Origin of the sequence: Streptomyces sp. HUAS MG91 (genome assembly GCF_040529335.1) — a bacterium.
Classification (GTDB): domain Bacteria; phylum Actinomycetota; class Actinomycetes; order Streptomycetales; family Streptomycetaceae; genus Streptomyces; species Streptomyces tabacisoli.
In genome coordinates, this window is record NZ_CP159534.1 from 5,662,460 (window position 1) to 5,674,915 (window position 12,456).

Annotated in this window: 12 protein-coding genes; 7 read left to right on the forward strand and 5 right to left on the reverse strand. The window is 71.5% G+C overall.

Annotation, left to right across the window (positions count from 1 at the left end; all coding sequences use genetic code 11):
• Positions 1 to 300: 300 nt before the first annotated feature.
• Complete coding sequence (locus ABII15_RS25970; RefSeq protein ID WP_353944691.1) at positions 301 to 735, forward strand: MarR family transcriptional regulator; 435 nt, start codon at positions 301 to 303, stop codon at positions 733 to 735.
• 147 nt (positions 736 to 882) lie between these two features.
• Here ABII15_RS25970 and ABII15_RS25975 read toward each other — a convergent pair whose 3' ends face one another.
• The gene (locus tag ABII15_RS25975) at positions 883 to 1,671 is read right to left on the reverse strand and encodes a protein phosphatase 2C domain-containing protein (protein ID WP_353944692.1); all 789 of its coding nucleotides are present in this window, start codon (positions 1,669 to 1,671) and stop codon (positions 883 to 885) included.
• Between the two features lie 556 nt (positions 1,672 to 2,227).
• On the opposite strand from ABII15_RS25975, the gene ABII15_RS25980 reads away from it, so the two are divergent.
• From ABII15_RS25980 to ABII15_RS26000, 5 genes are read left to right on the forward strand one after another with little or no spacing between them, the layout of a single operon-like run.
• The gene (locus ABII15_RS25980; RefSeq protein WP_353947203.1) at positions 2,228 to 4,924 is read left to right on the forward strand and encodes a nitrate- and nitrite sensing domain-containing protein; all 2,697 of its coding nucleotides are present in this window, start codon (positions 2,228 to 2,230) and stop codon (positions 4,922 to 4,924) included.
• Entirely contained in the window at positions 4,921 to 5,412 is a 492-nt protein-coding gene (locus tag ABII15_RS25985) for a roadblock/LC7 domain-containing protein (RefSeq protein ID WP_111666306.1), read from the forward strand. The genes ABII15_RS25980 and ABII15_RS25985 overlap by 4 nt, the downstream gene beginning before the upstream one ends.
• Positions 5,409 to 5,825, forward strand: a complete 417-nt coding sequence (locus ABII15_RS25990; protein ID WP_111666305.1) for a DUF742 domain-containing protein — start codon at positions 5,409 to 5,411, stop codon at positions 5,823 to 5,825. Before ABII15_RS25985 ends, ABII15_RS25990 begins: the two co-directional genes overlap by 4 nt.
• Complete coding sequence (locus ABII15_RS25995) at positions 5,806 to 6,423, forward strand: ATP/GTP-binding protein (protein WP_353944693.1); 618 nt, start codon at positions 5,806 to 5,808, stop codon at positions 6,421 to 6,423. The genes ABII15_RS25990 and ABII15_RS25995 overlap by 20 nt, the downstream gene beginning before the upstream one ends.
• Before the next feature lie 34 nt (positions 6,424 to 6,457).
• Complete coding sequence (locus ABII15_RS26000) at positions 6,458 to 7,705, forward strand: styrene monooxygenase/indole monooxygenase family protein (RefSeq protein ID WP_353944694.1); 1,248 nt, start codon at positions 6,458 to 6,460, stop codon at positions 7,703 to 7,705.
• Positions 7,706 to 7,781: 76 nt separating this feature from the next.
• On the opposite strand, the gene ABII15_RS26005 is transcribed toward ABII15_RS26000, so the two are convergent.
• From ABII15_RS26005 to ABII15_RS26020, 4 genes are all read right to left on the reverse strand, one after another.
• On the reverse strand, positions 7,782 to 8,915 hold the full coding sequence (locus ABII15_RS26005; protein WP_353947204.1) for an NlpC/P60 family protein: 1,134 nt from the start codon (positions 8,913 to 8,915) through the stop codon (positions 7,782 to 7,784).
• Between the two features lie 138 nt (positions 8,916 to 9,053).
• Complete coding sequence (locus ABII15_RS26010; protein ID WP_353944695.1) at positions 9,054 to 9,359, reverse strand: hypothetical protein; 306 nt, start codon at positions 9,357 to 9,359, stop codon at positions 9,054 to 9,056.
• A 43-nt stretch (positions 9,360 to 9,402) separates the two neighbouring features.
• Positions 9,403 to 10,128 (reverse strand): helix-turn-helix domain-containing protein, encoded by a 726-nt coding sequence (locus ABII15_RS26015; RefSeq protein WP_353944696.1) that lies wholly within the window; start codon positions 10,126 to 10,128, stop codon positions 9,403 to 9,405.
• Positions 10,129 to 10,223: 95 nt separating this feature from the next.
• Positions 10,224 to 11,162: a diiron oxygenase gene (locus ABII15_RS26020; protein WP_353944697.1), complete on the reverse strand. Its 939-nt coding sequence runs from the start codon at positions 11,160 to 11,162 to the stop codon at positions 10,224 to 10,226.
• Positions 11,163 to 11,327: 165 nt separating this feature from the next.
• Between ABII15_RS26020 and ABII15_RS26025 the strand changes: the two genes are divergently transcribed.
• Complete coding sequence (locus tag ABII15_RS26025) at positions 11,328 to 12,434, forward strand: ferritin-like domain-containing protein (protein ID WP_353944698.1); 1,107 nt, start codon at positions 11,328 to 11,330, stop codon at positions 12,432 to 12,434.
• The last annotated feature ends 22 nt before the right edge of the window (positions 12,435 to 12,456 follow it).

A 12,456-nucleotide genomic window follows, 5' to 3' on the forward strand; every position in this document is an offset into this window, starting at 1 on the left:
GGACCTGTGCTGGGACGTGCCGTGACCTGGTGGCATGTCACCGTGCGGGGCGATGGTGTGAACATGCCATGCACGACGCTACGCATGTAGACCCGGGCAGGGAAGAGGGTCCGGGTGCTGCCGTTGGTCTACTCCTGCGAAATACTGGCGGAGCTGCGGCAATGGCGGCGATTGGCGAAAACTTTCAGAATCTCGAAACCCGGGGACACTGTGGCCATGGGCGCTGACGTGCACGAAGGCGGGAACGGCAGGCGACGGAGTGCGGAACGTACCGCGAAATCCGATATCGCGCCGACTGGTGTGGACCACGAATTCCTTGCCCTGGAGCGGGAGTTGACCGTCTTCCTGCGGCGGGCCCGCGCCTCCTCCGGGGAGATGGCCCGCGAGGTCCATCCCGACCTGGAGCCGGCCGCCTACGGGCTTCTGGTGCGGCTGGAGGAGTCCGGGGCGCAGCGGGCCACCGAACTCGCCGGGTACATCGGGGTCGGCAAGGCCACCATGAGCCGTCAGCTGCGCGCCCTGGAGGACCTGGGCTTCGTCGCCCGCGAGCCCGACCCGGCGGACGGGCGGGCCTGGCTCGTCTCGCTCACCGATCTCGGGCGGGAGAACTTCCGTCAGGTGCGGGATGCCCGGCGGGCGCGGTATGTCCGTCAGCTGGCGGGCTGGGACCGGAGCGAGGTCGCCGAACTGGCCCGCTTGCTGCACCAGTTGAACGCGGGCGCCGAACACGAGTAGCTCCGCGGCTCTCGTCGCGACCTGCGGGCCGGTGGCCTCTTCTCGCGCAGTTCCCCGCGCCCCTGAAGGCCGCAGGCCTCTCAGGGGCGCGGGGAACTGCGCGATCAGCCACCGCGCGCCCGCAGCCGAGTACGCGCCTCCAAAAGCTCAGAGCTCCACGTAAACCAGCGTCGCGTCGTCATGGGTCTTACTGCGGCGCAGATAGGCGCGGGCCCGCGCGTCCGCGTCCTCCAGAGCGCGCACCCGCGCCACCGTCGCCTCGGGCCCCTCCTTGCGGACGAGGGCGAACAGGTCGGCCCAGTCGCCCTCGCGGAACGTCTCCACCCAGCGGGTGACCCCGTCGGTCATCGCGGCCAGCGCCCTGACATCGGCCCGCGCGAGGGTCCCGGTCACCGCCTTGTCGGCCACCGCAGGATCGGCCGCCGCCGTGAAGAAGCCGCCCTCCCTGTTACGGACCGTCGCGTCGGCCACCGCGGCCGAGGCGAGGGAGGCGCGCGGCACCCGGTCCAGACGGTCGTCGACCAGCGCCGTGACCGTCCCGGCCGGGTCCTCGACGAGCAACACCGAGTCCGACAGCACCAGATGCTCGACCCGCTCCGCGTCCCAGCGGGCCAGTACGACGGTTGCCTGAGGGGTGCGCGGGTGAGAAAGGTCACAGGTCGCCCGGTGCAGGTCGGCGGTCCGGGCCACGGCGGCCGCGAGAATGTCACGCACAGCCATATCCCGCCGCGAACCGGACAGTTCAAGCAGGGCGCCGCCGAGCCGGGCGGTGAACCAGGGGACGGAATGCAGACAGCCGTCGTCGGAGGGCGGGGGTGTGACACCGTCCAGGACGACCAGGGATCCGCCCTGCCCGGAGGCCGGAAGCGCTACTGATGTGTAGTCCTCGTTCGGACGGGCCGGGTCGCCGGGCTCGCTGGTCAGTTCGATGCGCATCCGGTCAGTCTGCACGACCTCTTCACAGACGCGACGGACATCGGCCGCACGGCCCGTCGTAGCAGGTCAGCCGCCGGGTTTGGGCCGGAATGATCAACTCCGGCGGCTACCGGCGGGGCATCTTGCCAAAGCCCCTGAAGGACGTCCAACCGGCGCGCTGTGAAAAGGTGATGACTGTGCCGTGGGAACTTGCCCGCCAACTTCCGTTCGGGGTTCACTCCTTCGGGTGGCGGGCGAGGTGATGTGCGCCCCCTGCCCACCGGCGCTGGAATGGTCGGGAGCCATGCCAGAAGGGCCCATGTGGTGACGAATCGTCACCCGGACCCACGGGTAGGACGAGTCAGGAATGCGAGCATCAGTGCGGAACACCTCCGGCGGAAACGGGTCCCAGGGGCTGGCGCAGCCGGACGGCGCGGGGGTGTCCGGAAGCAGCCCGTCGCCTCAGGGGACGCCGTCCTCCGAAGCCTCCGGAGCCACCGCGACCCCCAAGGCCCCCGCGACCGCTCCCACCCCTCCTGAGGCCCCCAAGGGCAAGCGCAAGCGGGTCCGCAACAGGCTGATCATCGCGGTCGCCGTCGTCGCCGCGGCCGTCGCCGGAGCGGGCGCGCCCGCCGTGCTCGCCGCCTCCACCCAGGTGGGGCAGACACAGGAACTCGTCGACGACGCCGCGCGCACCCAGCAGGCCCTCGCCCTGTCGCACGCGCTCGCCGACGAGCGGGACGAGGTCACCGCCTACATCGCCGCCGGGCGCCCCAAGGGGAAGGGCCTGAGCGAGGACCGCAGCGCCCGCGTCGACCGCCAGGTCGAGGAGCTGCGCGCCGACGCCCCCGGATCCCTGAAGACCGCCCTCGTCGACGTCGCCGCCGTCCGCCGCGCCGCCCTCACCGGCAAGGACTCCGCCCTCCAGGCGCACACCGCGTACTCCGACGCCATCACCGAACTGCACCGGCAGGCCGAGGAGCTGGCCGAGAACATCCCGGTGCGGGCCGGCCACGGCGCCCGCGCCCTCGCCGACCTGGACCGCGCCGTCGACCAGGCGTCGGCCGCGCGCGGCCTGCTGCTCGCCGCGTACTCCGTCCCGAGCACCCCGAGCACCACGACGACCATCGACCCCGTCACCGGACTCCAGAAGACCGTCACCGGCCGGTCGTCCACCGACAGCAAGCAGCAGAACGCCCTCACCGCCGCCGCGATGCAGGCCCGGATCGGCGAGCAGACCGCACTCGACGACTTCCGCGAGGCCGCGCCGGGCGCCACCGTGGACGCGTACGACTCCACGGTCACCGGCCCCGACGTCAGCCGCGCCGAGAAGTACCTGGAGCAGCTCACCGACGCCCCGACGCTGTCCGACACCGAGGCCGGCTACAGCAAGAAGAGCGTCGACGCCGCGCTGACCTCCCGCGTCGACCTGATGCGCGGCGCCGAGTCGGCCCTCGGCGACCAGCGGCTCAAGCGCCTGGAGCAGCTGCGCGACGACGACGTGACCGCGCTGGAGATCCGGATCGCACTGGTCGGCGTCCTGCTGCTCGCCGCCGTCGGCGTCGGCATGGGCACCGCCCGCTCCCTGACCCGGCCGCTCGCCGCGCTGCGCATCGGCTCCGCCCGGGTGGCCGAGTCGCCCGCGACCGAGGAGCCCGTGAAGTTCACCGGGCGCAACGACGAGTTCGCCCAGGTCGTCCGCTCGGTCAACGCGCTGCACGCCCACGCCGTCGCCCTCCACGAGCGCCTCACCACCCTGGAGTCCGACCGCAGGCACCTGATCGGCGAGCGCCAGCGGATGGCCGACGACCGGGACAAGCTGCGCGCCGAACTGGCCGAGGCCGCCGTGCAGGTGGAGCGCGCCAGGGGCGCCATACACGGCACGTTCGTCAACCTCGCCCTGCGCACCCTCGGCCTCGTGGAGCGCCAGCTCGGCGTCATCGAGGGCCTGGAGGAGCGCGAGCAGGACCCCGAGCGGCTCGGCACGCTCTTCAAGCTGGACCACTTCGCCACGGTCATGCGCCGCCACAGCGAGAACCTGCTGGTCCTGGCCGGCGCCGACCACGGCCAGAGCCACGCGGGCAGCGTCCCGCTCGTCGACGTGGCCCGCGCCGCCGTCTCCGAGATCGAGCGGTACGAGCGCGTGCGCATCGCCGCGCTGCCCCCGCACGCGCACATCGCCGGGTTCGCCGCCGACGACCTCAGTCACCTGGTCGCCGAACTCCTGGAGAACGCGACCTCGTTCTCGCCGCCGGACGCCTCCGTCGAGGTCTCCGGCTGGCTCCTGGAGAACGGCGAGGTGATGCTCTCCGTCCAGGACGAGGGCATCGGCATGGCCGAGGACCGGATGCGGGAGCTGAACGCCCGCCTCGCGGCCTTCACCCCCGAGCAGGGACACGACCCGGAGGACACCGACGGCCTCGGGCTCGGCCTGTACGTCGTCGCGCGGCTCGCGGCGCGGCACGGCATCCGGGTCCGGCTGCGCGAGCAGAAGCAGGGCGGCATCGCCGCCGTCGCCGTCCTGCCCACCGCGCTGCTCGCCGGCGCCCCCACCGCGTCGGTGCCGCCGCCCGCCCTGGTGCCCGGCGGCGCGCCCGCCGTGCATCTGCCCGGCTCCGAGGCGGAGGCCAACTCCAACGTCCTGTCCGGGCGTTCGCTCTCCGGCGCGGACTCCGGCTCCGGCGCCGACCCGCTGATCGAGGCCGCCGAGGAGGCGGTCCGGGCCGCCGAGACCGAGACCCAGACCGACACCGACACCGACACCGACACCGACACCGTCACCGGCCCCCCGGCCGAGAGCCCCGCCGAGACCACGATGGAGCTCATGGCGCCGGTGCCCCCAGCCGAGGACGAGCCGACGCCGGCGCCGCCCGCCGAGCGCCCCGCACCGCCCGCGCCGCCCGCCGCCGGGACCGGCCTGCCCGTCCGCGCCCGTACGCTGCCCGCGCCCGCGCCGGAGCCCGACGCCCACGAGCGCACTCCCGACGCGAGCGCTCGGGGCGAAGAGGTCCCCGCGCAGCGCACCGAGAGCCGCGAGCGCCTCACGGACAAGGGCCTGCCCAAGCGCACACCGAAGATCGCCGCCCCCGCCGCCGCTCCGAAGCCGCGCACCGGCTCCGTCGACGCGGACGCGCTGCGCCGCAGGCTCGGCGGCTTCCACCGCGGCGCCATGGAGGGCCGGCGCGACGTGGCGGCCGAGATCGGTGACACCGGTGACACCACAGCACGTATTGGAGAAGCCAAGGGGGACACAGCCGAGGAGGCAAGCAGTTGACTGCGCCCACCCCTGCACTCAACAACTCTGCACTGAGCAGCGAAGCACGCAATCTGCACTGGCTGCTGACGAACCTGGTCGAGGAGGTGCCAGGGCTGCTCTCCGTCGCGGTCGTCTCGTCCGACGGACTGCTCCTGCTCTCCTCCGACCCGGGAAGGAACACCGAGACCCCCAGCGACCACAGCGGCGGCCCCAAGGGCTCCAGCGCCGACCTGGCCACCATCGTCTCCGGCGTCGGCTCCCTCACCATCGGAGCCGCCAAGCTGATGGACGGCGGAGGCGTCAAGCAGACCATGGTCGCCATGGAGGAGGGCAGCCTCTTCGTCATGTCCATCAGCGACGGTTCGCTGCTGGGCGTGCACGCCACCCCGGACTGCGACATGAGCGTCATCGCGTACCACATGGCGCTCTTCGTCGGACGTGCCGGGCACGTCCTGACGCCCGAACTCCGCAGCGAGCTGCGCCAGTCGATGGAGAGCACCCGATGACCCCCGGCAGTACGAGCTCGACCCCGAACAAACTCCCCAAGCGCGGCGGCGACCGCAGACCCGCCCGCGTCCGGCCCTACTCGCTCACCGGCGGCCGCACCCGCTTCGGCCACGTCCTCCTCGTGGAGACCTTCGTGGCCGCGCTGGAGGCCCCGGACGAGCGGCTCGAACTGGGCAAGGGCACGCTCGCGGGAGTGATGCCGGAAATGCGCGCCATCGTCGAACTGTGCCGCCGCATGCGCACGGTCGCCGAGATCGCCGCGCTCCTCAAGATGCCCCTCGGAGTGGTCCGCGTACTGCTGAGCGACCTCGCCGACCAGGGAAAGATCCGTGTGTACGGAACCGGTCACGGCCCGGGACAGCCGGACCGCGCGCTGCTCGAAAGGGTGCTGAGTGGACTCCGCCGTCTCTGAACTCCTCGACGACGAGGAGCAGGTGCAGGCTTGGCAGACGGACCGAACCCGGGCCCCCATCGCGACGAAGATCGTGATCGCGGGCGGCTTCGGGGTCGGCAAGACGACGATGGTGACCGCCGTCTCGGAGATCCAGCCCCTCCAGACGGAGGCGCTGATGACCCAGGCGAGCGAGGAGACCGACGATCTGACGGCGACGCCGGACAAGACGACCACCACGGTCGCCATGGACTTCGGCCGCATCACGCTCGACGACGACCTGGTGCTGTACCTCTTCGGCACACCGGGCCAGCAGCGGTTCTGGTTCATGTGGGACGACCTGGTGCGCGGCGCGATAGGCGCCGTGGTCCTGGCCGACACCCGCCGGCTCTCGGACTGCTTCCCGGCCCTCGACTACTTCGAGAGCTGCGGACTGCCGTACGTCGTCGCGGTCAACCACTTCGACGGAAGCGAGGAGTTCGAGGAGGCCGACGTCCGCGAGGCACTGACCGTGCCCCCGCACGTGCCCGTCCTGATCATGGACGCGCGCCGCCGGATCGCCGTGATCGAGACGCTGCTCTCCCTGGTCGGTCACGCCCTGGACGCCACCCCCGCGTAACTCCCTTTATTCGTAACCCAGTTAGAGGCACCCCATGTCACGGAAGATACTCGTCGTCGGAGCCGGCCAGTCCGGTCTCCAGCTCGCCCTCGGTCTCCAGACCCAGGGCTACGAGGTCACGCTGATGTCCAACCGCACCGCCGACGAGATCCGCTCGGGCCGGGTCATGTCGACGCAGTGCATGTTCCACACCGCGCTCCAGCACGAGCGCGATCTCCAGCTCAACTTCTGGGAGTCCCAGGCCCCGAAGATCGAGGGCCTCGGCGTCTCCGTCGCCGCCCCCGGCTCGCACGACCCGGGCCCCACCCAGCGCGCCATCGACTGGGTCGGCAAGCTGGACGGCTACGCCCAGTCCATCGACCAGCGCGTGAAGATGGCCGGCTGGATGGAGACCTTCGCCCAGCGCGGCGGCCAGCTCGTCATCCACGGCGCGGCCGTCTCCGACCTGGACTACTTCTCCCGCACCTACGACCTGGTGCTGGTCTCGGCCGGCAAGGGCGAGCTGGTCTCGATGTTCGGCCGGGACGCGGAGCGCTCCCCGTACACCGAGCCGCAGCGCGCGCTCGCCGTCGCCTACGTCCACGGCATGGGCCCGCGCCCCGAGCACCCCGACTTCGACGCGGTCCGCTGCAACCTCGTCCCCGGCGTCGGCGAACTGTTCGTCATGCCGACGCTCACCACGTCGGGCCGCGCCGACATCCTCTTCTGGGAGGGCATCCCCGGCGGCCCGCTGGACGCGTTCAAGGGCGTCAAGGACCCCTCCGAGCACCTGGCGCTCACCCTGGAGCTGATGGAGAAGTTCACGCCCTGGGAGTACGCGCGCGCCACCAAGGTCGAGCTGACCGACGCCAACGGCACGCTCGCCGGCCGCTACCCCCCGACCGTGCGCAACCCCATCGGCCGCCTCCCCTCGGGCGGCGCTGTCCTCGGCGTCGCCGACGTGGTCGTCGCCAACGACCCGATCACCGGCCAGGGCTCCAACTCGGCGTCGAAGTGCGCGGCCTCGTACCTCGCCTCCATCGTCGACCACGGCGACAAGCCGTTCGACGAGGAGTGGATGCAGGCCACGTTCGACCGCTACTGGGACACCGCCCAGCACGTCACCAAGTGGACGAACACCATGCTCCAGGCCCCGCCGGAGCACGTCCTCAACCTGATCGGCGCGGCCGGCCAGCTCCAGCCCGTCGCCGACCGCTTCGCGAACGGCTTCAACAACCCGGCGGACTTCGAGAACTTCTTCTACGACCCGGAGAAGACGAACGCCTACCTGGCGTCGTTCTAGCCGAATCGAGCCCCTGCGGCGATTGAGCAGCGGGGTCCGGGGCGGAGCCCCGAGACGCCCACCCCGACCCCGCTGGTCACTGACCGGGCGCCCCCGCGGCGCCGTACCCCGCGTCACCGCCCGACATCGCGTCCCGGGGCAGCTCGGGCGCCCGGTACCCGGTCATCGCGCCGGCCCCCGGGTCCGGCCGCACCGCGCCGAGCAGGGGATTCGCGGCGATGGGGGAGACCTTCACCTTCGCCCCGGGCCGCGGCGCCTGCACCACCATCCCGTCGCCGAGATACATCGCCACGTGCGTCGCCTTGGGGAAGTACACGACGAGGTCCCCGGGCCGCAGCTGTGACAGCGGCACCTTCGGCAGCGTCGCCCACTGCTCCTGCGAGGTGCGCGGGATCGACCGCCCCGCGTGCGCCCACGCCTGCGACGTGAGCCCGGAGCAGTCGTACGACGCCGGGCCCTCCGCGCCCCACACGTACGGCTTCCCGATCTGCCGGACGGCGTACGCGAGTGCCGTCCCGCCCTCCTTCGACGGTGACCGGCCCACCGAGCTGAGCGCGCCCGACGCCATGAACGTGCGCTGCGCGTCCGCCGTCCCGGCGTCCTCCAGCCGGGTCAGCTCGCCGAGCTGGTCGGCGGTCAGCGACGCCAGCAGCTCCTCGACCTCCTTCAGCCGGGCTTGCACCGCGTCCCGCTCCTTCTTCTGCCGGTCCGCGAGCTGCATCTGCTCGTCCAGCGCGGCCCGCGCCCTCGTCGCCACCGCGTCGGCCTTCTTCTCGCTGCCCACGAGCCGGTCGACGGTCGCCTCCTGCTCGCGCGCGGCCCGCCGCAGCACATGCCCCTGGTCGATGGCGTGCTGCGGATCGCGGGCCAGCAGCAGCCGCACGTACGGGGAGATCTCGCTGCTGCCCTGGTACTGCTCGCGGGCCAGGCGCCCCGCCGCCACCCGGCTGCTGTACAGCGCGTCCCGCGCCGCGGCCAGCTTGCCGGACAGGTCCTCGGCGGCCTTGCGGCGCTCCTTGAGCTTCTCGGCCGTCCCGTTGTACGTCTCCGTGGCCTCCTCGGCCTGCTGGTACAGGCCCTGAAGATCCGTCAGGAGGTCGGCCACGGACCGGCCGCCGTCGGGGGCGGGCGCCGCGCCCGCCGCGGAGGGGGAGAGCAGCGCCCCCGTCACCGCCGCCGTGCACACCCACCGCATCACACTGCCTGACACCATGTCACCTCCGGTGCGGGCAGCCCCGGTGCCGGCCCGCACCGTGAACACCAACAGACAGCCACCTCGTCCGCCCGGAGGGCTGCGCGGTTCGGCCCAACCTCGCCATCCCTTGAGGGGGCGCGCGGCGAGCCGCCTTTACGCCGGATCCTGCGGCTTCTCCGTCGTCTCCGTCGGCTCCGTCTTCTTCGTCCAGGGCCACTTCACGGAGCGCTCCACCTTCCCGTCCGGCGCGAACGCGTACCGCCACTTCTGCACGAGGCGCACCGCCCGCCCGTCCGGCACGGGCTCGCGCACGTACACGAGGACGGTGTCGGGCCCGCCGTCCGGGTCCGGCACCGGCACCTTGTACACCTTGGGCGGATTGCCGGTGGCGGTGACGAGGACCGGCAGGCTGCGCCCGTCGAGGGGGCCGCCGACAAAGGGGATGTCTTCGCTCTTCACGCCTACCAGTAACGCACGGCCCGGTGACGCACGCCCCGGCCGGTCACAGCAGGTGGGCCGCGTCACTCACCACGGGCAGCACCCGCCGCGCCAGCCGGCCGACCGGCCCGTCCGGGGTCTCCAGGGCGAGCGCGTGGCGGACGACGTCGGCGGTCTGCGGGTCGCGGCCCGCGGTCGCGGTGAGGACCGCCATGAACTGGTCGACGAGGCCGTCGCGCAGGTCGTCCAGCGGCGGCTGCTTCCCCTCGTCGAGCCAGATCAGCGAGGCCGCCTCGACCGCCGTGATCCACATCCGGACCGTCATCCGTAGCCGGGCGCCCGGCGCCGTGACCGCGAGGTGGCTGAGGATGTGCTCGGCCGCGGCCCGCCGCACCCCGTCGACGATCGCCGTCGTCCGCGAGGTCTCCACGACGCTGCCGCCCTGGAGCAGCGCGGCGAACCCCATGTCGTGCTGGTCGACGAAGGCGAGATAGCGGTCCAGCGCCCGCGCGAGCCGGGTGGTGAGGGGGCCCTCGGCGGGCTCGGCGAAGCACTGCTCCAGTACGTCCGCGGCGGAGCGCAGGGCGGCCTCGTAGAGCTGCTGCTTGCCGCCCGGGAAGTAGCGGTAGACCAGCGGGCGGGACACGCCGGCGGCCTCCGCCACGTCGTCGAGGGAGACCTCCTCCGGCGCCCGGTGCGCGAACAACGACAGCGCCGCTTCGAGGAGTTGGGCCCGCCGCTCCTCGACGCTGAGCCGTCTGTAGGCGGGCGTACCGGTTGCCGACGTCATGCTTCGCAGGGTAACGGGACGAGGGCGTGGCCGGGAGTCGACCGGCAACCCGCGACCAGCCCCCACCGGACCGGCACTCGACGGCGCATCGGGGCTCAGGCCAGCAGTCCGGAGGCGCGCCACAACTGGCGGCCGGGGCCGCGCAGGACGCCGATGTCGTCCAGGAAGTCGGTGAGCCGCTTCGCGCCGGTCTGCATGATCTCGCGGCGGTGCCCGGAGGCCTTGACCTGAGCCATGGCCTCCTTCTTGTCCAGTCCCACGTTCGTGTAGACCTCGGGATTGATGAAGGCCACCGAGAAGACGCGCGCGAACTCGCCCGAGGTGAGCCGGGTGAACTCCTTCGACCACTTCGGCGCGGTCACCATCTGGCGCCGCAGCTCCTCACGCGCGTACCGCACGTGCCGCGCCTCCTCGACGACATGGATGCGGGTCACCCCGCGCACCAGCGGCTGCACCCGCTCGTCCGGGAACGTGAGCCGCTGCATCCAGTCGAGGATCTCCTCGCCGAGCAGCGTCGCCGTGAACGAACCCGGCGTCGTCGAGATGGTCTTGAACAGCCGGCCGAGGTTGTGGTGGACGCGGGCCACCGGATAGTGCGGGGTCCCGCCGCGCGTGACCAGCCGCGCGAACATCTTCGAGTGCCGGCACTCGTCCTCGATCTCGGTGAGCGCGTACCGCACATGGGCGCTCGTCGCCGCCTTGTCGTAGACGTGCCGCACCAGTAGCTGCATCAGGATCAGCTCGAACCAGATGCCGAGCGAGGCGAGCGCCGCCGCCTCGTGCCGGGACAGATCGATCCGCTGCTCCTCGCTCATCCGCTTCCACAGCGGCGTGCCGTACAGCGACACCAGCTCCGGCGGCCAGAACCACTTGCCGTCCTCGAACGGCGCGTCCCAGTCCAGCTCCTTGTCCGGGTCGAAGGAGTGCTTGGCGGACGAGTCGAGCAGCCGCTCGGCCACCTGCTCCCGGTCCTTGAGCAGACCGAGCGCGTCCCGCAGCCCTTCGAGCGCGTCGGCTTCAGTCGTGGTGGTCATCGCTGACGTCCCATCGCTGTAGGTGAGTTGCCGGATCGACGGGTATCCGAGTTACCGGCGGTCACGTCTGTCCCTCAGTCTTATGAGACTGCCTGTCAGTAAGGGCGTCAATCCCTTGCGCACGACTTGTTGACCGCGCGTCTATCACCGTGTGAGCCTGCCGGTATGTCGACCCATGAGCTGTACACCGAGCCCGTGGGCGAGCCCAACTGGCAGGTTCCATCGGCCAGTTCGGCCCGCCTCAGCTGGGAATACGACGACGGGCGCGACCGTCTGCTGTCCCTGTACCAAAAGGGCAAGGACAAGCAGTGGGACGGCGCCAGACGCATCGACTGGGAGCTGGAGGTCGACCCGTACGACCCCCTCGGCACCCCTGACGAGTCGATGTCCCTGTACGGCACGCCGTACTGGGCCAAGATGACCGACAAGGACAAGGGCGAGCTGCGCAAGCACTACGCGTCCTGGCAGTTCAGCCAGTTCCTGCACGGGGAGCAGGGCGCGATGGTGTGCGCGGCGCGCATCGTCGAGTCCGTGCCCGACCTCGACGCCAAGTTCTACTCCGCGACCCAGACCATGGACGAGGCGCGGCACGCGGAGATCTACGGCCGCTTCCTCCACGAGAAGATGGGGATGCTCTACCCCATCAACGACAACCTCCAGGCCCTGCTCGGCGACACCCTGCGCGACTCCCGCTGGGACATGCCGTACCTGGGCATGCAGGTCCTCATCGAGGGGCTGGCGCTGGCCGCCTTCGGCATGATCCGCGACACCACGGACAAGCCGCTGCCCAAGCAGATCCTCGCGTACGTGATGCAGGACGAGGCCCGCCACGTCGCCTTCGGGCGGATGGCGCTGCGCGACTACTACAAGCAGCTCACCGACGCCGAGCTGCGCGAGCGCGAGGAGTTCGTCATCGAGGGCTGCTACCTCATGCGCGACCGGCTCCGCGGGGTGGAGGTCCTGGAGAACTTCGGCATCCCGAAGGCGCAGGCCGAGCAGTACAGCGAGGAGTCCGAGTTCCTCGCCATGTTCCGGCAGTTGCTGTTCTCCCGGATCGTGCCGTGCGTCAAGGACATCGGGCTGTGGGGCAAGCGGCTCCAGCAGGCCTACGTCGACATGGGCGTCTTCGAGATGGGCGACTCGAACCTCGATCTGCTGATGGCCCAGGACGAGGAGATCGCGGAGAAACTGGACGCGGAGCGCTTCGCGGCCGAGGAGCAGGCGCGGGTCTCCGAGGTGGAGGCGGCGATCCGCTCCGGGGAGACCGGCTGAGTTCCGTCCCGCGAGTGCCGCT

Excerpts from the sequence above, each read along its gene's own strand:
- ABII15_RS25975 (WP_353944692.1), bottom strand. The coding sequence starts at position 1,671 with ATGCGCATCGAACTGACCAGCGAGCCCGGCGACCCGGCCCGTCCGAAC.
- ABII15_RS25990 (WP_111666305.1), top strand. The coding sequence starts at position 5,409 with ATGACCCCCGGCAGTACGAGCTCGACCCCGAACAAACTCCCCAAGCGC.
- ABII15_RS26000 (WP_353944694.1), top strand. The coding sequence starts at position 6,458 with ATGTCACGGAAGATACTCGTCGTCGGAGCCGGCCAGTCCGGTCTCCAG.
- ABII15_RS26015 (WP_353944696.1), bottom strand. The coding sequence starts at position 10,128 with ATGACGTCGGCAACCGGTACGCCCGCCTACAGACGGCTCAGCGTCGAG.
- ABII15_RS26020 (WP_353944697.1), bottom strand. The coding sequence starts at position 11,162 with ATGACCACCACGACTGAAGCCGACGCGCTCGAAGGGCTGCGGGACGCG.
- ABII15_RS26025 (WP_353944698.1), top strand. The coding sequence starts at position 11,328 with ATGTCGACCCATGAGCTGTACACCGAGCCCGTGGGCGAGCCCAACTGG.